14 protein-coding genes are annotated in these 21503 nt (G+C 45.3%); 13 read left to right on the top strand and 1 reads right to left on the bottom strand.

Translation table 11 applies throughout. The features are described from left to right. The 11 genes from ABQ275_RS11060 to ABQ275_RS11010 all read left to right on the top strand — a co-directional run bounded on the left by ABQ275_RS11060 (nucleotide 1) and on the right by ABQ275_RS11010 (nucleotide 15475). On the top strand, nucleotides 1–1062 hold the full coding sequence (locus ABQ275_RS11060; RefSeq protein ID WP_349318364.1) for a PorP/SprF family type IX secretion system membrane protein: 1062 nt from the start codon (nucleotides 1–3) through the stop codon (nucleotides 1060–1062). 235 nt (nucleotides 1063–1297) lie between these two features. Then, nucleotides 1298–1870: an RNA polymerase sigma-70 factor gene (locus tag ABQ275_RS11055; RefSeq protein ID WP_349318363.1), complete on the top strand. Its 573-nt coding sequence runs from the start codon at nucleotides 1298–1300 to the stop codon at nucleotides 1868–1870. 148 nt (nucleotides 1871–2018) lie between these two features. Then, a complete protein-coding gene (locus ABQ275_RS11050) occupies nucleotides 2019–3221 on the top strand; it encodes a FecR domain-containing protein (protein WP_349318362.1) in 1203 nt (400 codons plus the stop codon). 239 nt (nucleotides 3222–3460) lie between these two features. Next, complete coding sequence (locus tag ABQ275_RS11045) at nucleotides 3461–6757, top strand: TonB-dependent receptor (RefSeq protein ID WP_349318361.1); 3297 nt, start codon at nucleotides 3461–3463, stop codon at nucleotides 6755–6757. Nucleotides 6758–6784: 27 nt separating this feature from the next. Beyond that, nucleotides 6785–8476, top strand: a complete 1692-nt coding sequence (locus tag ABQ275_RS11040; RefSeq protein ID WP_349318360.1) for a RagB/SusD family nutrient uptake outer membrane protein — start codon at nucleotides 6785–6787, stop codon at nucleotides 8474–8476. Between the two features lie 37 nt (nucleotides 8477–8513). Continuing rightward, nucleotides 8514–9785, top strand: coding sequence for a hypothetical protein (locus tag ABQ275_RS11035; protein ID WP_349318359.1), 1272 nt, complete (start codon nucleotides 8514–8516; stop codon nucleotides 9783–9785). Between the two features lie 9 nt (nucleotides 9786–9794). Continuing rightward, a complete protein-coding gene (locus ABQ275_RS11030; protein WP_349318358.1) occupies nucleotides 9795–11366 on the top strand; it encodes a hypothetical protein in 1572 nt (523 codons plus the stop codon). A gap of 17 nt (nucleotides 11367–11383) precedes the next feature. After that, nucleotides 11384–12250, top strand: coding sequence for a glycoside hydrolase family 16 protein (locus ABQ275_RS11025; RefSeq protein WP_349318357.1), 867 nt, complete (start codon nucleotides 11384–11386; stop codon nucleotides 12248–12250). Between the two features lie 42 nt (nucleotides 12251–12292). Next, nucleotides 12293–13141 (top strand): sugar phosphate isomerase/epimerase, encoded by an 849-nt coding sequence (locus tag ABQ275_RS11020; RefSeq protein ID WP_349318356.1) that lies wholly within the window; start codon nucleotides 12293–12295, stop codon nucleotides 13139–13141. An 81-nt stretch (nucleotides 13142–13222) separates the two neighbouring features. Next, on the top strand, nucleotides 13223–13753 hold the full coding sequence (locus tag ABQ275_RS11015; RefSeq protein ID WP_349318355.1) for a gluconate 2-dehydrogenase subunit 3 family protein: 531 nt from the start codon (nucleotides 13223–13225) through the stop codon (nucleotides 13751–13753). Between the two features lie 9 nt (nucleotides 13754–13762). Continuing rightward, nucleotides 13763–15475, top strand: coding sequence for a GMC family oxidoreductase (locus tag ABQ275_RS11010; RefSeq protein ID WP_349318354.1), 1713 nt, complete (start codon nucleotides 13763–13765; stop codon nucleotides 15473–15475). 94 nt (nucleotides 15476–15569) lie between these two features. Here ABQ275_RS11010 and agaR read toward each other — a convergent pair whose 3' ends face one another. Continuing rightward, nucleotides 15570–16349, bottom strand: coding sequence for a transcriptional repressor AgaR (gene agaR / locus ABQ275_RS11005; RefSeq protein WP_349318353.1), 780 nt, complete (start codon nucleotides 16347–16349; stop codon nucleotides 15570–15572). Nucleotides 16350–16745: 396 nt separating this feature from the next. Here agaR and ABQ275_RS11000 point away from each other — a divergent pair, with 396 nt between their 5' ends. Next, complete coding sequence (locus ABQ275_RS11000) at nucleotides 16746–19964, top strand: TonB-dependent receptor (RefSeq protein WP_349318352.1); 3219 nt, start codon at nucleotides 16746–16748, stop codon at nucleotides 19962–19964. Nucleotides 19965–20009: 45 nt separating this feature from the next. After that, a complete protein-coding gene (locus tag ABQ275_RS10995) occupies nucleotides 20010–21491 on the top strand; it encodes a RagB/SusD family nutrient uptake outer membrane protein (RefSeq protein WP_349318351.1) in 1482 nt (493 codons plus the stop codon). Nucleotides 21492–21503 lie beyond the last annotated feature (12 nt).

Here is a 21503-nt window from a genome sequence, read left to right as displayed (position 1 = left end):
ATGAGACGGTATTATAAACTATTCTTTTTACTATTGACAGGTTGTCTGTCTGCTTCCTGTGTGTTTTCACAGGACGTAGGTTTCTCTCAGTTTTATGATCAGCCGCTCTTGCGTAATCCTGCATTAGCGGGTATTTTTACGGGAGATATCCGGGTAACAGCCTCCTACAGGAACCAGTGGCAAAGTGTTACTGTTCCGTATAGAACATTTGGATTAAGTACGGAAGTAAAGTTTCCTGTCAATATTACAAGTGATGATAACGTTACGATTGGTCTTCAGCTGCTCAGGGATGTTGCAGGTACTTCCCAGTTCAATACAACGCAGATAATGCCCGTCATTAATTATAGTTTACCGCTAAGCAGGGAACGTAATTCTTATTTATCGCTGGCCTTTATGGGCGGTTCTATGCAACAACGTTTTGATCCCACCAAACTGGTGTTTAACGATCAGTTTGTTGCCGGCAGTAATGGTAGCTTTAGCGTGCTGCCTTATACCAGCCAGGTCTTTAACAATACCAGTGTTAACTATTTTGACCTGTCTACCGGCTTAAGTTATAATGGTGTTATCAAAGAGGATATAGATTATTTTATTGGCGCAGGATTATTTCATATTACAAAGCCCAAGGTGGGTTTTTTCGAAAGTAATACAATCGTGTTGAACAGAAAATTTGCTTTGAATGCAGGGCTATCTCTTCCCACCAGCGAAACGGACCGGTTTATATTTTATGCAGATTATTTTAAACAGTTTGCTGAAAGGTTTACACCCGTAAAGATCAGCACACTGCAGGTGGGCGCCATGCTTAGCCGTGATCTTTTTGTAGGAGGGGGAGAGCAAACGATTACCGGTGGAATTTTGTATCGGATGAATGATGCGATTATACCGGTTATTCAATGGCAACAATCTAGATTTATGATTGGTATCAGTTACGATGTCAATATTGATAAGTTGGCCGTCGCTGCGCAACATCGTGGTGGATTTGAATTGGTGTTGTCTTATAGAGATTTTTTAAACAACCGTCAAAGTGAGAGAAGACAAACTATGTGTCCGAGGTTTCCTATGTAGGCTAGTGTAGCATTAAAAAAAGTATTCAGATAGTATCCCTTCCGTTAGCATCCCACATTATATACTTTACCAGTAAGCAGGGCAACAGCAGTGTTGCGCAATGAACAATGCACTAAAAAAGAATTACCGGAAGTTGTAAAAATGTCGTTATTCTTTATATTTTTAACCCCCAGGGACAACCAAGAGACTATACCACGTTATGAATTATCGCTAACTCCCAACAAATTGCTGATATTTGGAAAATTCTCCGGAATATACTTTCGTACGTCATATGGCAGATAACAAAGAGGGTGCTACCAGCTACCTGTTTGAGCTGCTTTATTCCCGTCTGTGCTTCTTTGCAGGCAAAATGACGGGTGATATGACCATCGCGGAAGACCTGGTACAGGAGGCCTTTTTCAAGATATGGAAAACAGGCAGGGAATTTCAGGAACTGAATGTAGCAAAAGCCTTTTTATATACAATGGTGCGCAATGACTGCCTCAATCACCTCAAACATTCCCAGGTGCAGCAAAAATATGCGACTGAGCAATTGCACAGAAAAGCATATACAGAGCCGGATGTTACACAGGCTATCATTACAGCGGAAGTTACCGGTGAACTGCATTATGCTATTGGCCAGCTTCCCCCGGAGTGCAGGAAAATTATCAAGCTGAGTTACCTGGATGAATTGTCGAACCAGGAGATCGCTGATACACTGCAGTTATCCCTCCAAACGGTTAAGAATCAGAAAAGCCGTGGCTACAAGCTGTTACGGGGTATTTTGAACGAGCGTTTACTACCACTTTTTTTATTGCTTGGATTATAATTACCTGTCTTCGGGGAGGTATTTTGATGTTTTCGATAAAAAACATCTGGTACACTTAGTACCTTTTTCCTGTTGAGTTGTTTTAGTATAGAAGCAGGCGATTTTGCCAACATGCCAAGAACCGGATATGAATAACGATCCATATAATATGCAATCCCTTCTAGGGATAAGCGGGATTATTGAGAAATATATCCGTACTGGCCTTGATGAAGAGGAGCAAGTGAAATTGAATGCCTGGCTCGGTGAAGATGAAGCCAATGCTGCGCTTTTCAGGCAACTGACAGATGAGCATGTAATGAAACAGCACCTGGATGAGCTGGATGCGATTGATATAGCAAAGGGCTGGAATGCTTTCCAGGAAAGGAAAACAGGGCAGGAAACAAATATCCGCGATATCCGGAAAGCACGCTGGTGGAAATATGCAGCGGCTATTCTCTTGCCACTGGTTATTGCTTCGGGGATGCTGTTTTTTAATAAAGAGAAACAAGATAACGATTACGAATACACGCCTACAGCCTTGCGTTATCATAATGATGTGGAGCCTGGCGGTAACAAGGCAGTACTGATACTGAGCAACGGGGAAAAAGTAATACTGGACGGTGATTCCCTGGCCAGTCTGGGTGAAAGAGATGGCGCCCGGCTGCAAAATGATTCGGCCAGACTGGTATATGAAAAAGGATTTTCCCAGCCGGGAGAAGTGGTATTTAATACGCTCACCACACCGGTAGGCGGAACATATTCCGTGGTGTTGTCAGACGGCACACGTATATGGCTCAACGCCATGTCATCCATCAGGTACCCTACCCATTTTACAGGAAGTGAACGGACTGTTTTTCTGAAAGGGGAAGCCTATTTCGAAGTAGCGCGTAATGTGCACCAACGCTTTATTGTAGAAACAGCGGAAGATGTGAGGATAGAGGTGCTGGGCACTCATTTTAATGTGATGGCCTATAATAACGAAAAGGAAATTGTCACTACTTTGCTGGAAGGCCAGGTGCAGTTAAAATATGGATCAAGCTCTCCAACCTATAACCTCCGGCCGGGTTTTCATGCAGTATTTAACAAACAGCAGCAGCTGATGGACATAGCCAGAGTGGATGTAGACGGGGCCGTTGCCTGGAAAAACAATCTGTTCCTGTTTAATAACGACAACCTGGAAGATATCATGAAGCAGCTGGAACGTTGGTATGATATAACGGTAGAATATAAGTTGAAAACAAAACCGAAAAGTCATTTTACGGGTGGGATGCGAAGGATGGAAAATATATCAAAGGTGCTGGAAATGCTGGAACTTACCGGCGGCGCCCATTTCGAGATAGAAGGAAGACGAATTATCGTTACTTCTCCATAAATCATAACGTTTTCTTTTAAAAATTAATATGCGTTTACAAGGCACAATTGTGCCTGCGGGTAGTTCATGTTTGTCAAAAAAACAGTGGACCGGCTTCCGTTTGCACGGATAATGCCCTTTACGAATATTTACTGGATACTAACATCGGCTAATTATTAAATTCCTCGTTTATGAAACAATCGTTACCTAATCAAATCAGGTATGGTTGGCAATTATTCTTCACCAAAATTATGTGTGTTATGAAATTGTCTGCTATCTTCTTACTTGTCGGCTGCCTGCAATTATCGGCAGCGGCTTACTCACAGGAAAAGTATTTTACACTATCATTCGACCAGGTACCTTTGGAAAAGGTATTTGCATCGGTCAAGCAGCAAGGTGATTATTTATTTCTTTATAATAACGAGAATATCAACAAAGCCGGCGCCCGTGTTTCCGTAAACCTGGAAGCGGCTACCATCAAGCAGGTGATGGATGCCTGTATGAAAGGCTTACCGCTTTCCTATAGGATCATTGATAAAACCGTGATCATAACACCCGGAGAAGTGGCGCCTGCGGAAGTGGTGCAGGATATTCGTATTAGCGGCACCGTGAAGGACAGCACAGGCAAACCGCTCATTGGCGTATCCGTTGGTGTGGAAGGTACGAGCAAAGGAACCGTTACCAATGAAAACGGCCATTTTGCACTGGATGGTGTGAAACAGGATGCCTTCCTCGTATTCAGCTATGTAGGGTTTACCAGTCAGCGTATATCCGTTGGCGGTAGAAGCGGCATAGAGATTATCCTGAAAGAAAATAATACCGGGCTTAATGAAGTGGTCGTGTTGGGCTTTGGACAAACACAAAAGAAGATTGCGCAAACAGGCGCTATTGCTTCGCTTAGCACCAAAGAACTGATGCAGAGCCCTGTTGCCAATATTACAAATGCGCTGGCAGGAAGGATGCCGGGCCTCATCTCTATTCAACGTTCCGGCGAACCGGGTGCAGATGCTTCTACGCTCTTTCTAAGAGGAAGAGCTACCCTCAATAGTACGGCGCCATTGGTAACCATAGATGGGATCCAGAAAGAATATAATGCTATCTCCCTGCTGGATGCCAACGAAATTGAAACAATCTCCATTTTAAAAGATGCATCTGCTACTGCGTTATATGGCGTAAAAGGCGCTAACGGCGTTATCATTATTACCACAAGACGCGGCAAATTAGGAAAGCCAAGAATGAACGCAAGAGTGCAACGCGCAGTTCAAACAGCGATACGGTTGCCTAAGTTTGCTGATTCCTACGGTTTCGCCACACTTCGCAACGAGGCCTATCTGAATGATAACCCGGGCGGCTCTTCGCTTCCTTTCTCTGAGGAGGCGCTGGAAGCATACCGCACACATGCTGATCCTTACCGGTATCCTGATGTAGACTGGGTAAAGGAAATGATGAAAAGCTCAAACCTTACACAGGCAAACTTTGATATCAGCGGCGGTACTACACTCGTAAAGTATTTTGTGAACGTAGGCTATACCGACCAGGATGGTTTGTTCAGGCTTGAAAAAATGCCGAACTATGATCCAAATATCAAATACAAGCGATATAACTTCCGTTCCAATATTGATATTGAATTTGATAAGGACTTCTCTCTCAGTATGAACCTGTTTGGTGCTATCGAAAACAAGAACGGGCCCAGAAGGTCTACCGGCGAACTATTCAGTGCACTCATGTGGGTACCGCCATTGGCTACACCGATTAAATATCCTACCGGTGTATATGGCTATTCTTCTACTTATGGCGGCGGTAACCCAATCGGGGATGTACAGCAGGCCGGTTACAAGGAAGCCTTTAACTCTTCACTTTCAGGTAAGATTTCAGCTACCCGGAAAATGGATTTTATAACGAAAGGGCTTTCCGTAAAAGGCAATTTTTCCTTCGACGGCTATTTCAGGAATAACGTAGAAAGAGGCAGGACCGGATATTTTGCTTTCTATGAAGGCGGTGATCTGATGGACCCACTGAGCTACCGTTACCAGAATACCAAAGACGCACCACTGGGACCACCATGGTCTACTACAGATCAGAGTCGCGATACTTGGCTCGACTTTTCACTGAACTATGAAAGACTATACGGAAAAAAAGGAGAGCACAATGTGACCGGCTTCCTGCTGGCAAACCGCCAGCAAAGAGTGATCAGCGGGCAAATCCCTTTTGTTTCACAGGGCCTGGTAGGCAGACTTGCCTATGGTTTCCGCAATAAATATTTTGCAGAATTTAATGCCGGTCTGAATGGTACGGATAATTTCTCTAAAGGAAACCGTTATGGATTCTTCCCTTCTTATTCCGCTGCGTGGGTATTATCAGAAGAGTCTTTCATGAAGGGCAGCAGCGTGGTTGATTTTCTGAAGCTGCGGGCTTCTTACGGATCAGTAGGTAATGATCAGTTACCCGGACGGCGCTGGTTATTCATCGGTGAATTTAATCCCGGTGGTGGTTACAACTTCGGTGACCCCGCTTCGAATACAGACGGTGTGCAGGAAGGACCTATGCCTAATTCACTGGTGACCTGGGAAACTTCAAAGAAAACAAACCTGGGCCTGGAAGTACGGCTGCTCGGTGATTTGCTGGGTATGACATTGGATGTTTTTAAGGAGAAAAGATCAGACATGTTGGTAACAAGGGGCACTATCCCCGCTATGGTGGGCGTACCCACTGGCAACCTGCCACCTGCCAATATGGGCAGAACAGAAAATAAGGGATTTGAATTGGAGTTAAGACACCAGCGCACAGTTAAGAAAGATCTCACTTACTTCGTTAATGGTAACCTCACTTATGCGCGCAACAAAATCCTGTTTATGGATGAAGAGAACCGCGCTTATGATTATTTATACCGCACGGGCCATCCCATTGGCCAGATATATGGCCTCACCGCCCTGGGCTTTTTTAACGACAAAGCGGAAATTGCTGCGGCCCCCCCGCAATTCGGTACGGTTATACCGGGAGACATCCGGTACCTGGATAGAAACAACGATGGTGTAATAGATCAGAACGATCAGGGACCTATCGGAAGAAGTGATGTACCCGAAGTGTTCTATGGTATTTCCGGTGGTGTTAACTGGAAGAACCTGGACTTCAGCTTTCTTTTGCAAGGCGCCGGAAATTTCAATGTAATGTTCTCCGCCCGCGGTGCCTGGGAGTTTCAGAATGGCGGTAAAGTGCTGGAGTCGCACCTCAATCGCTGGACACCTGAAACCGCTGCAACAGCGTCTTATCCTGCTATACACTCCGGTACAAATGCCAACAACCACAACGCTTCTACTTTTTTCCTGAAAGATGCCAGCTATATGCGTTTGAAGAATATGGAGATCGGCTACACCTTCAGACAACTGTGGTTGAAAAACGGGAGAGGAATTTCTTCCCTCCGGATCTATGCTAACGGCATGAACCTCTATACCTGGGATAAAATAGGGGGTGACTTTGATCCGGAAGCACCGAGTGGTGAGGGCGCCATCTATCCGCAACAAAGGGTCATCAATATTGGTGCATCTGTTGGATTCTAATTTTCGCTTATCCTAAAAAGAATTATCATGAAGATTAAACATATAAAATTATCAGTGCTGGTCATCGCAATACTGGTCGCTTTTGGTGGTTGCAGGAAGGAGGGTTCTTTCCTTGATAAAGCGGAGAGTGGTGGTATGTCAGAATCGGTTGCTTTCTCTACTTATCTCAATACAAATGGCTTTCTGGCGGGCATTTATCAAGGGCTCTTTCACGACGAATGGATGCCGCTATACGGTTTCAGTTATGGTAATGTAACCGATGAAGCTTATTGCCCCTATCCGCAGAACGATGCGAGCGTTATATTCAGAAACGGTTCGCTTTCATCTACCTCCAATCCGCTGGACAGGTGGGGAGCACTATATGCGCTGATCAGGAAAACACACATCTTTCTGCGCAATATTGATAATGTGCCTTCGGAAACTACCAAGCAGGGTGATGAACTGAAAAGGATGAAAGGGGAAGCCTACTTTATCCGTGCCTATTGCTACTTTGAATTGTTTAAACGCTATGGTGGCGTTCCGGTGATCGATTATGTAATGGAAGTAACAGACGACTTCAACGTTCCCCGGAATACTGCTGAAGAAGTGGTTGCTTTTATTGAGGAAAACTGTAATCTCGCTGCTGACATCCTTCCGCCAACTTATACCTCTTCCGATTTGGGCAGAGCTACCAAAGGAGCTGCTTTAATGCTCAAATCCCGCGCATTACTTTACCTCGCAAGCCCGCTTCATAACAAAGGTAATGAAGTAGGCAGATGGACGAAGGCAGCAGATGCTGCCAAAGCAGTGATAGACCTGGGCCTTTATTCACTGAATAATAATTATGTAAATCTCTTTCATACCCGCTTTTCCAATGAGGTAATTTTCCAGTCCACCGTGAACTTTAATTCAAATGGCGGCGGCTGGAACGACTGGCAGCAACAGAACACGATTCAGCGTGAATGGGGCTGGGCTAACAATCAGCCTTCCCATAACCTGGTAGAAGCATATGAAATGAAAAACGGGCTGCCAATCACCGACCCTGCTTCGGGGTATAACAGCCTTGATCCTTACAAGGATCGTGACCCAAGGTTGGGACTTACCATTTACCATAACGGCAGCATATGGAAAGAACGGAATGATGAACCACGTATAGAAACTTTTGTTGGTGGCATAGACGGTATTTATAACGGACCAGATGGCGGTCCTCAGAAATATTCTTATACACAAACAGGGTATTATCTCGGCAACAAAATGCTGGACCCCAACGGTGATATGCAGCCATGGCCCGGCCATGTAGGTAGTAATTACTGGATATTTATGCGTTATGGAGAGGCGTTGCTGAACTATGCAGAAGCACAGAATGAAGTACTTGCCGCACCGGATCAAACAGTGTATAAAGCCATCAACGATATTCGTGGCCGTGTAGGCATAGGCATGCCCGACCTGCCCGCAGGACTCTCCAAAGATCAGATGCGTGCGCGTATCCGGCATGAAAGAAGAATTGAACTGGCCTTTGAAAATTTCCGCTTTTGGGATGTGAGAAGATGGGGTATCGGGGAAAGTGTATTTAAAACCATTTACGGGATGCGGATCACTAAGAAGAATGATGCTTCTCTCTCGTACGAAAAATTCCAGCTGGAGAGCCGTGTTTATCGCCCTGCTTTTGACCTGTTTCCTATTCCGCAATCGGAAATGAACAGGAACACAGCATTGGTGCAGAATGCGGGCTATAATTAAGCGCGATGTAATTTTTACTTTTTAAGTTGTTAGAAGCATGAAAAAACTGGTCTTATATTTTTTTACATACTTATTGGTACAACAAGGCAGGGCGCAGGCGCCTGATTTTCACGGCACCATGAACAGGGAGCAACTGGAATGGTACCTGTCCCGCGCCATCACCATGCAACCGTTGTCTGAGGAAAGTGTTTGTTTTTATCCACCCTGCAATCCCCCCACAGCATATGACCCCACCGGCTATCTGGAAGATATCCGGATGCTGCCCGATATCGGCGCCCGCTTTATTGGCAGGGCAGCCGGTCTTTGGGAAGGAGAGAACCGGATCAATCATGGATTTTTTCAGGCGTTGAAAAACACCGTGCAGGATATTCATCAGGCTTACAAAAAAAATAATACACCATTACCAATTATACAGGCATGCATTTTTGAAGTGGTGAGTACGGAAGTGAGTAGTGTCACCATGTCTGATGAAGTGGCCGCTGTTTTTGGTGTGCCCAAAAGAAATTTCAGGTATGAGGAGATGCTTTATACAAATGGTTATGGGGTGGATAATTGGCGCAAAGGCGCTTCCATACCGGATATGAGCAGGCAGGAAACGCAGATGTGGTTTTACTTTATGGCCACTGAATTTATTCAATGCGGGGTGGAATCACTTCATTTCGGCCAGGTAATGATCATGGATGATAATGATCCGGATCATGTGCACTGGTGGGAATTGCTGCGAAAAATAAGAACGTTTGCCAAAGGATATAACCGCGGGGTGATTTTATGTGATGCCCATACGAAAGGAGAATTTTATAAAGATACAGATACACTCCTGTTTGATTTTCATTCTTCACCCATAAGACCGCTGGAAGTGAAAGGAAGTCATCGTGGAGGAAAGAATGGGGGAGAAGTTGTTATCATGCCCAACGTAAGAGATGTGATCTATGGCAGAAGCAAGGGCGGTACTACCTATTTCGGCTGGACCTGCAGCTCATTACCATATCTCGTGGAGTTTGATAACAACGGCGTGAGTGATCATCCCAATGAGCCAGACATTGGCTGGTGGGTGTGGGGATGGGATGAGATCACGTGGTTTGGTTTACAGGATGAGGCTTACCGGAAGTCGTGGCTACGATATGCATATCATCGGGTACGGGAACTGGACAAAAACGGTTTCCTCCAGGTGCCGGGCCTGAAAGGCCTCACCCGTGGCAAGATCTCTGATGAGCAGTGGCCGGATACTTTCCGTGCGGCAAATGGTACTACAAAATATAACTACAACCTCGCCGGCACCATTAAAGCGTTATGGCAGGGTGGCCATTAATTACAAGATATGCTAAGATTATTATCGCCACTTTTGCTGATTTGTTTTTTTTATACGGCGAATGCACAGGATTGTATACCGGCTGCCATGAAACTACCCGTTGTGCAGCCGGCTATCACAGCGGATGGAGAACACGACTACGCATTGATAGACCGCTATCTCGCCCGGTCTATGATGGTAGCAGGCATTACTAATCGTTTAGGCAAGCCCGGATATTGTGAGCAGATCAATATGTTCAGGCGCCTTAAACCATCCTACCTGAGCAGGGTGGCAGGTTCATGGGGAATGCCGGAAACAGACCTGTTGCCGGGAGGCAAACTATTCAGCATAACCCGGCAGTTCATCCGCGATATTCATCTCGTTTATTCAAATGATGATACACCATTACCTGTTATAGAAGCAGGTATTTATGAAGCAATAACCACCGATGTAAACAAGATACGCGTGCCGGATCATGTACTGGATGTTTTCCGGTCAGACCCCGATATGGCCGGCCTGAAGTACAGCCCGAAACGCCCGTTGTACTTTAATGCGGAAGCGATGCGCAATGCATCATTTCCTGAATGGTTGCCACAATGCTGGCCGCCGGACATTAATCGTATCCAAACCCGCATGTGGTTTTACTACATGTGCACTATTTTTATCGACATGGGTTGTAATTCTATGCATATGGGTTGGTTTGAAATGATTACCAATCATGATACGGCTTATGTAAAAACGCATGACCTGTTTCAGAAGATCAGGGCGTATGCGAAATCGAAAGGTACTTTTGCTATCATTAACGCAGATATAGACCGGGCGCTGTACGTGAATGGCAGCAATCGGCTTTTGCTGGACTTTCTGACCACGCCTGTGCGCCCGGACCCTACCAGCAACAGCTACCGGCATTCGCCCTGCGAAGGGCAGCCAATGGCGGAACTCAATTTAAGTAAGTATCTCCCCGGAATACTGAACAAGTCGGGCGGTATCAGTCCGCAGGGCGATACGATAGAGAGTGTCCCGGTACTCTTTAACCTGGACTGGTATGGCATAGGTTTCCGGGGCAAACATCCCGGCATCATGGGAATGGGCGATGGCGCCTGGGCGCCGTGGGGTGTCAATGAAACCATCTGGTACTATAGCCTTACGCCCACCTGTCAGGCTTATTGGCTGAAGCATGTAACTGCCGCCATCAAAAACAAGCTGGTGAAGAGAGGTTATTTTAAAATGCCCGCAGTACAGCCGCTCACCTGGTGGGGTTATCCTGTAACGGAATATTTGCTGATAGGTTATCCGGAAGTAATGCAAACAATCGCTGATGAAATTTGGAAAGTGAATACACAATCGTATTTTACCATCACAAAGGATACTAACGGGCATCAATATACGCTCGATGTGATCAATCCTGATTATACCAGTGTTTATACCTGGTATATCCAGCATACAGGTAATGGAAAATGGCTACCTTACACATTCGGTAATCAAAGGGTGCTGGCCAACCTGGAACCTGGTAAATACAAAGTGCTTTTGAGACAGGATAATACGGCGTTACCCGGCTACATCCCGGCACTTGAGTACGACAAGGAACTTATTGTTGAGTAATGATTAAAACAGGTTTTATGATAAAGAAATTAAACGGCCTTTGCCTGGCAACCATTACAGCAGGGCTGCTGGCTTCTTCGTGTAGCCAGCCTGCGAAAGTGCAGGCCTCCGGCGGCGGTTCGGGCGAATTTAAAACATTGGTATGGTCAGATGAATTTGATAGAGACGGATTGCCGGATAGTACAAAATGGAGTTACCAGGAAGGCTTTGTCAGGAATAACGAGGAGCAGTATTACACGACCGCCCGCACCGAGAATGCCCGGGTTGCCGGTGGGCATCTCATCATAGAAGGCAGAAAAGAAAAGTTCGCCAATGCCTTTCACCAGCCGGGAAGTAACGAGTGGCAGTTTCACCCGGATAGCGCCTCCTATACGTCTGCCTGCATTGTTACGCAGGGAAAAGCATCATGGACATACGGCAGAATAGAAGTACGGGCAAAACTTCCCCGTGGCATGGGTGTATGGCCCGCCATCTGGACGCTTGGTGATAATGAACCCGTAATCGGATGGCCGCGTTGCGGCGAGATCGATATCATGGAATTTGTAGGACACGATTCTGCACGTGTTCACGGGAATGCACATTATGAAGATCCACAGAAAAAGAAACATACTTCCATGATGGGTACAAAAAGTGAGGTGTCTCCTACAGATGGTTTTCATATTTATGCCATTGAATGGAAAGATGACCGGATTGATTTTTATTATGATGAACACCGCTTTCATACTTTTCCACTTGATAATGCTGGTGTGGGTAAAGAGAACGCTTTCCGGAAACCGCATTTCCTGCTCCTGAACCTGGCGCTGGGTGGTGCATGGGGTGGGAAGATCGATGATGCCATCTTTCCACAATCTTATATATTGGATTATGTAAGAGTGTTTCAATAACCTATATTGAGTAATGAAATTTCAGAACGAAAAATAAATAGCATGATGAAGAAATTATCGATATTGCTGCTGGCCATTCTGTTTGCAGTAGGTTACACGGCTTGTAATCAGCCGGAGCAAAAGAAGGCGGGTAGCGCGCCCTGGGACCTGGCTGTTATTGCATGGTCATTCCGGGAGTTTACCTTTTTTGAAACAGTAGACAAGGCGAAAGAAGCGGGTATCCACTTCCTGGGTGCTTTCCCGGGACAGCCTATCGGTGGTGGCATAGAAGGTAAAATGGAGGCCGGGATGAGTGAAGAAAAGCGGAAACTGGTACTGGACTATCTTGCAAAGCAGGATGTAAAACTCATCGACTTTGGCGTATACACACCGGATTCTCCGGAAGGATGGCGGGAGTTGTTTGCATTCGCAAAAGCCATGGACCTCCGGAATATTGTATCGGAACCTCATCCTGATGATCTGGAACTGGTTTCCCGGCTCTGCGAAGAATACCAGATACAGGTAGCTATCCATAATCATCCAAGCCCTTCGCATTACGCGCATCCTGATACCTTGCTGGCCGCTTTGGAAAACAGCAGCAAATATATCGGCGCCTGTGCAGATGTAGGACACTGGACCCGCTCCGGAATGGACCCCATTGAATGTTTGAAGAAACTGGAAGGCCGCATCTTTGAAGTGCATTTCAAAGATATTACAACGCCTGCCACAGGAGGAGTGGACACTATATGGGGAACGGGCATCTGCAATATAGATGGTATGTTGAAAGAATTACACCAGCAAAAGTTTACAGGTATCCTGGCGGTTGAATATGAAACGAACCCCCGCAATAACCTGACGGAAATTGGCCAAAGCCTCGGATATTACAACCAGGTGATGGAAAAAATAAAATAACGGAAATGATACGACGAACAGGTTACGGGATAATATACCCGTACCTGTTTCGCCGGTTTTATACAAGAAAATGAATTGAATATGCAAAGGCGTACAGCTATCAGAAACCTGTTAATTATTTCGGGAGGCATTGCAATTTTGCCTTCCTGTTTTGGCGGGAAGGGCAAATCTTCCGGCGGTTTGAAGCACCTTGTTGTCAGCAGGGAGCAGGAAACTTTACTGGAGGCAATTGCAGAAACAATTCTTCCGGCTACGAATACACCCGGCGCCAGGGAATTGGGCCTCCATCTTTTTGTATTGAAGATGGTAGATGACTGCCATGAAACCAAAGATCAGCAGGCTTTTATGAAGGGACTGGAACAGTTGTCGGCAGCCGCTGAAAAACAATACGGAACTTCTTTTACAAACAGTACCCGTGAAAACCGGGAAGCCTTGCTGGTAGGTATAGAAAAGGATCAGCAGGCAGCTGCAGAAATGGGTGTTTTTTACCGGATAATGAAGGACCGCACCATCCAGGGCTATTTGAATTCCAAATATGTAATGACCCACCTGGATGTTTATGAATTAGTACCTGGCCGTTATGACGGTTATTTTCCTGTAAAAGCATCATAAAAAACGCATATGGCCAACTTGAATATTAAAAGTGAAAAGGAACGGACTTACGATGTAATCGTGATCGGTTCAGGTATCAGCGGAGGCTGGGCCGCGAAAGAGTTTTCGGAGAAAGGACTGAAGACGCTTGTATTAGAACGGGGACGTGATGTGAAACATAATATTGATTACCCCACGACCAATAAATTCCCCTATGAATTTGAACACCGGGGTGAACTGACGACAGAAATAAAAGAAGCAAATCCTATTGTGAGCAGGTGTTATGCTTTCCGGGAAGATGCGCTCCATTTCTTTGTGAAGGATGCAGAACATCCTTATATCCAGGAGAAACCGTTCGACTGGATAAGAGGTTACCAGGTTGGAGGAAAATCACTAATGTGGGCCCGCCAAACCCAGCGTTGGAGCGAGTATGATTTTGAAGGGCCTGCCCGCGATGGTTTTGCGGTTGACTGGCCTATTCGCTATAAAGACCTGGCTCCCTGGTATAGTCATGTAGAAAAATTTGCCGGTATCTCCGGGAATAAAGACGGGCTTGCGTCTTTGCCTGATGGGGAGTTTCTGCCTGCTTACCCGTTGAACGCGGTGGAAGATTATTTTAGTAAGTCATTAAAGAAAAAATATACTGACCGGCATGTGATCAGTTCACGCTGTGCGCATTTGTCGAAACCCGAGCCGATTCATTTTGAGCAGGGGCGCGCCAAATGTCAGAACCGCACCCTTTGTCAGCGGGGATGCCCATTTGGTGGCTACTTCAGTAGTAATTCTTCCACACTGCCCTGGGCGCAACGAACAGGGAATATGACCTTACGGCCATTTTCCGTGGTGCATTCAGTGATATATGACGAACAATTAGGTAAAGCGAAAGGCGTTAAAGTAATTGATTCACAAACAAAGGAAGAAATTGACTTTTATGCAAAGGTTATTTTTGTGAATGCTAGCACGATGAATACAAACCTGCTATTGTTGAATTCCACCTCTTCCCGTTTCCCAACAGGATTGGGCAACGACAATGGTCTGATGGGGAAGTACCTGGCTTTTCACAATTATAGTGCGCGTATCAACGCTGAGTACGATGGGCTGAAAGAATTTACAACGGATGGACGATCACCTTCTTCCGGATACATACCACGTTTTAGGAATGTTTTCAAACAGGAAACAGGCTTTCTTCGTGGCTATGCTGCCGGTTTGGGAGGCTACAGAAGTTCCTCCCAGGATACGAGTGGTGTAGGCGGAAACCTGAAAGGGAATCTGCTGAAATCCACGCTGGGCCCCTGGCGCGTCGGTTCTCATATGATGGGCGAAACCATCCCGAAAGAAAGCAACAAGGTAACGCTGGATGCAACACAGAAAGATGCCTGGGGAATTCCATTACTGAAAGTGGCTGTAGACTATGATGATAATGATGAAAAGATGCGGAATGATTATTTCGAGCAGCTCTCAGAAATGTTTACAGCAGCAGGCTTTAAAAATATAAAGACAGAGAAGTCTGAAATGGCGCCGGGGCTTGATATTCATGAGATGGGCGGTGTAAGGATGGGAAAAGATCCGGCTACTTCCTTGCTCAATGAATGGAACCAGTTGCATACATGCCGCAACGTATTTGTAACAGATGGCGCCTGCATGACCTCTACATCTACCCAAAATCCTTCTCTTACGTATATGGCGCTCACGGCAAGAGCGGCTGATTATGCAGTCAGTGAATTGAAGAAAGGAAATCTGTAAATGTTGGAGATAAAATGGAGAAGGGTTGTTTCAATGCTAATTGAAACAACCCTTCTCCATTTTCTTATTTAATCAACAGGGCAGGAGCCATGACCTAAACAATGATCACCTTAATCCCCGCTGTTTCCAGCCGTTTTTTATCTTCTTCCGGAATACCTGGATCTGTTACGACAATATCTATATCTGTTATCGGCGCAATAAAAGCGAAGCTTCTTTTGTAAAACTTACTGGAATCAGTTACTACAATTACCTGTTTGGCAATAGAGATCATCACCCTGTTTAGATGTGCTTCTTCTACATTGGGGGTAGACAGGCCGTGTAAGGTGCTGAAGCCGTCCACTGCAAGGAATAGTTTATCGCAGAAATAGTTTTTAAAGCTTTCTTCCGCAGTAGCACCAACAAGCGACAACGAATTTTTTCTTAATAGTCCGCCGGGAACGATCACATTCACATGTTCATGTTCTACTAACCGGTTAGCAATATTGAGTGCGTTGGTGATTACTGTTAATGATTCAATATTGGAAAGGTTGTTATTGATTTCAAGGGTCGTTGTACCGGAGTCGAGTATAATGGTATCGCCGTTTTCTACGAGGGATGCCGCTGCTTTACCGATCCGCAGTTTTTCCTGGTAATGAAGTTTATTTTTTTCAGACAGGGAAAATTCAGCGCCTACGCGTTCTGCTTTTATGGCGCCACCGCGGGCCCTGATCAGCATGTTTTTATTCTCCAGCCAGTTCAGGTCATTGCGAATGGTTACCTCGCTTACGCTTAGATCTTTACTTAAAGAAGTTACATCGAGTTGTCCTTCAGCATCTAATTTTTCGAGGATCAACATACGGCGTTCAACGGTGGAAGTTACTTTTTTCAAATCCATATGAAGTTTCTTAGGGCTTTATAGTTCAATGCTATTTCTGCTTTCGTTTCTTTGTTGTAATTGTTGATTTGCATTGAAAAGTCGATAGAAAGCAAAGATATGAAAATAATTACTCGGTAACATTAAATTCGTGCTTTCATTTCCTGTTCTATTTCAATTCTCCTTTTTTATTTTGAAAGATACTACTTTGTATAGCCGGGTTGCTTGCTATATACTTGTTATTGCCATTATAATACATATTTTACTTTTATTTATTTCTTTTGAAACCTTTCGAATTTTAATAAATATTTTACGAAACTTTTCGAAAATACTTTTGTTTATTGCGATTTTGTTTATATTTGAATTCACTTCCTTGTGATGTCATTTATATTGTCAGTAATAAAAACGTTCAACCAAATGAGAAAAACATCATCTCTATACAGTCCGGGATCGTCCAGCATACGCTGTAGAAATGCGAAAGGCGTTCTTTTTTGCTGCCTGTTCCTGTTTCTTATTCCGCTTCATTTCCGGGCTAACGCGCAAACTGCCCAAAGCACCGACCTTATAACAGTAAAAGGACAGGTGACGGAAACAGGCACCAATGCTCCTTTACCTGGCGTGTCTGTACAGGTAAAAGGTACTAAAACCGGTACTGCTACAGATAACGCCGGCGCTTTTACCATCCACGCACCTGCCAGCGGCAGCCTCCTGTTCTCTTATGTAGGATATGGTACGGTTGAAGTAAAGGTGAATAACAACCACACCATTAATACCGCACTGGAAAAAGGCAGCTCCGCGCTGAACACGGTAGTGGTAGTGGGTTACGGCACACAAACGAAAAAAGATATTACCGGCTCGGTCGTTTCTGTTGGTGCAAAACAATTGCAGGACAGGGCTGTACTGTCTTTCAGTGAAGCACTGACCGGTCAGGTGGCCGGTGTGCAGGTGCAACAAACATCTGCGGCACCCGGCGGTGGTATCTCTTTAAAAATAAGAGGTACCGGTTCCATCACTGCCGGTAATTCCCCCTTGTATGTTGTAGACGGTGTACCACTGGATAATTCCGTGAATACAGCAGCTGCACAGGGAGGTGATATCGGTGACCAGTCGCCGGTAAACCCGCTGGCAGCCATAAACCCCGGCGATATACAATCAATAGACATCCTGAAAGATGCTGCTGCTACTGCCATCTACGGCTCCAGAGGCTCTAACGGCGTAGTACTGATTACCACCAAACAAGGTGTTGCCGGTAAATCGCAGATAAATTTCAGCGCAAGTGTTGGCTGGCAGGACATCGCCAAGAAAGTACCTGTCATGACAAACGAAGAATATTCCCAGCGGCAGATTGATGCGCGGAATATGGACTGGGTACACGCAGGCGGTAATGCCAATGATCCTAATAGTGTCAGGAACAGTCCGGCCTATAAGATCGCAGAAGAATTTAAGAATCCCGGATCACTGCCTACCACCAACTGGTCCGACCTGCTTTTCAGAAAAGCACTTACGCAAAACTACCAGCTGTCTTCTTCCGGCGGTACAGAAAATCTTAAATATTATATTTCAGGTAACTACCAGAACCAGGATGGTATTATTATTAACTCCGGTTATAAGAAATATGCTTTCAGAAGTAATATAGATGCCAAAGTATCCAACAGGGTACGTGTTGGCCTGCGCCTGGCGCCTTCCTATACCAGTAATAATATTGCTATCGCAGGCGGTATCGCTGATTATGGCGCGATTGCTACAACGGTGTTATCAACACCTTCCCTGTATCCGACACATAATGCAGATGGCAGCTACGCTACCGCCTATACGCTGCATTTTGATGACGGTACTACACAGGCCATCAACTACAACAACCCACTGGCATTTGGAAAAGGGATACAGAATACCATGAACCAGTTTAGTACCGTGGGAAGTATTTTTGCCGAAGTTGATGTTGCTAAAAACCTGACATTTAAAACCAGTATCAACACAGATGTAAATATTTTCAACAACAACAGGTTTTCTCCTTCTTACATTACGGTAAACCCGTCAGCAGGACGTTCCTATTCTGCTACCAATGTCAGCTGGATCAACGAGAATACGTTAACCTACAACAATACTTTCGGTAAGCACAACCTGAATGTACTGGCGGGCGTGACAGAACAGAAATCCACTTTCAATTCAACCGCAGTGAATGCCAATTCCTTTCCGAACGATCTGGTACCTACTTTGAATGCGGGTATCGTAACGGGCGGTAGTTCTTTAAAATCGCAATGGACGCTGCTGTCACTGTTAGGAAGGGTTAACTATAACTATGATCAGAAATACCTGGTAACAGCTACCTTCAGAAGGGACGGTTCCTCCAGGTTCGGTGCCAACAACAAATGGGGTGCATTTCCTTCCGCTTCATTAGGCTGGCGCATTGGTCAGGAAGAATTTATGAGGCCCCTGAAAGCTGTGAGCGAATTGAAGATCAGAGCCAGTTATGGCCTTATTGGTAACAACCAGATTCCTGATTATGCCGCCATCGGTTTGATCAATTCCTATAACTATATCCTCGGCGTAGGCGATGGTAATGTGGCAAACGGCCTGGCCGTGAGCAACCTCGGTAATCCGGACCTGGGCTGGGAACAAGCGAAGGAGTTTGATCTGGGACTCGATCTGGGACTGTTTGAAAACAGGATCAACCTGACCGTGGATTACTACAATAAACTGACCTCTAACCTGCTGCTCAATGTACCGGTGCCACTGATGACGGGTTTTGAAACCTATCTGAGGAACCTGGGCGCACTCCGTAACAAAGGTCTGGAGATAGGTCTGGAAACAAGGAATATTGCCAAGCAGCAATTTACCTGGACCACCAATATCAACGTATCTTTTAACAGCAATAACGTAGAATCCCTGGGGCCGAACAGTACGCCGATCATTGTGGCTAACCGGGCACAGGAAAACTCCCTGACCCATATTACCCAGGTAGGAAGCACACTGGGTAGTTATTACGGTTATATTTTTGATGGCATTTTTCAAACACAAAGTGAAATTGATAAATCAGCGCATCTTCCGGGTACTTATGCAGGCGATGCAAAGTTCCGTGATCTCAACAACGATGGTGTGATTAATGACCAGGATAAAACCATCATCGGTAACAACATTCCTAAAGTTACCTACGGTATCAACAACAGTCTTACTTACCGGAATTTTGATCTTGGCATTTTATTGCAAGGCGTGCAAGGTGCAGATGTGATTAACCTGATGAAACGTAGCAACTACTACCAGGTTGGGGCTGAATTTAAGGACTACTGGAAATCACCTGAGCAACCCGGTGATGGAAAAACCTTTCAACCGGGTCTCTCTGCCAATAACCGTACAATTTCTTCCTGGCTGATAGAAGATGCTTCTTTCTTAAGGATCAAGAACGTCACATTCGGCTACCGGTTTAATAAAGTGTTGTCCGGTACTTTCGTTAAAAGTGCCAGGGTGTTCCTGAACGTTCAAAACCTATGGACTTTTACCAGGTATAGTGGTTACAATCCGGAAGTAAATACAACAGAAGGCGATCCCTGGATATCTTCTGCACTCACACCCGGAATAGATTACGGCACCTATCCGGTTGCCCGTACCATTGCTTTTGGCCTTAATGTCGGTTTCTAAATGAGATACAATAAACAATCATCGATCATCTTTAAAATAAAAATTATGAGTTACAGGAACCTGATGGCAATAATGGTTATCGTCTTGATTGGCTCATGCTTTTCTTCCTGCAAGAAATTTCTTGAATCCAACCCGGTTTCGCAAGTAAGCGAAGATAATTTCTATAAAACGGAAGCGGATTTTCGCCAGGCGGTTGTAGGAGCATATTCGGCTTTTTCGCAGGTATATCATGGGAACAGCTATTACTGTCTGCTTGTAGACCTTAGAGCTGATAATACAACGGAACTAACTGCAGGTGGCGACGGAAACGACGCGAAAAGGAATATCGACGAATTCCTGGAAGTGCCGGACAATGAGCATCTGACCGCATTCTGGCAAAACAGTTATATACTGATCAGCAGGGTTAACAATATCATCAGCCGTATTGATGCTTCCGCTATTGACGACCAGTTCAAGCAACAATATGCCAGCGAGTCAAAAGTACTGAGGGCATTGGCTTACTTCAATCTCGTTCGCCTGTTCGGCGATGTGCCGCTGGTTACATCACCCATCACTGATATTGATGGCAGCTATAAAATTGGTCGCACGCCGGTTGCTGACGTGTACACACAAATTATAAAGGACCTGACAGAGGCCGCGGCCGCACTGCCACCTTCATATGATGATGCCACTATCGGTAAGGCAACCCTGGGCGCAGCTCAGAGCCTGCTGGGCATTGTGTACCTCACACAGAAAAACTACCCGGCAGCTGTAGCTGAATTTAAGAAAGTAGTAGATGCAAAGACATTTAGCTTGTTGCCGGTATATGCAGATCTGTTTAAAGCTGGTCAGCAAGGTAATAAAGAAGCGATCTGGCAGGTGCAGTTTAAAACCGGAACGTCAGGTCTGGGTTCAAATTTCCCCAACCACTTTGCACCAACAGGTTCTGAAGGAATTACGATTCCTTCCGGTGGTGCCTACGGTTTTAATCAGCCAACCGAAGATATCGCCAACGCCTATACGACCGGCGATGTACGCAGAAATAATATTGCCGATGGTTATACAAAGGACGGTGCCTTTGTAGCGGCAAAATATATCAGGGGTTATGTGGACCGCGAAACAGGCGGTGGCTACCAGGATTCCGGTGCTGACTGGTATGTATTGCGCTACGCAGATATTCTGCTGATGTATGCAGAAGCTCTGAATGAAGCAGACAAAGCACCCGGTAATGAAGCCTACAGATGCATCAACCTGGTAAGGGAAAGAGCTGGATTAGGAGATTTGAGCGGCCTCAATTATACCACATTCAAAGCAGCTGTTTACAACGAAGAAAGACTGGAGTCTCCTTTTGAAGGACACCGTTGGTTTGATTTGCTCAGAACAGACCGCGGTATGGAAGTGATGAACGCCAAAGTATCACAGGGCGCAGGTTCATCATCAGTAGGTATTTCAAAACCAATTCAGAAATTTCAATTACTGTATCCCATCCCGGCCATCGTTGTGTCTACCAGTGGTGCGGCCGTTATTAAACAAAATGACGGTTATTAATAAGACAATGCA

Source organism: Chitinophaga sp. MM2321, from assembly GCF_964033635.1.
Classification (GTDB): domain Bacteria; phylum Bacteroidota; class Bacteroidia; order Chitinophagales; family Chitinophagaceae; genus Chitinophaga.
Note: the sequence above shows the minus strand (reverse complement) of the source record. Positions and strands in the feature narration are given on the sequence as shown.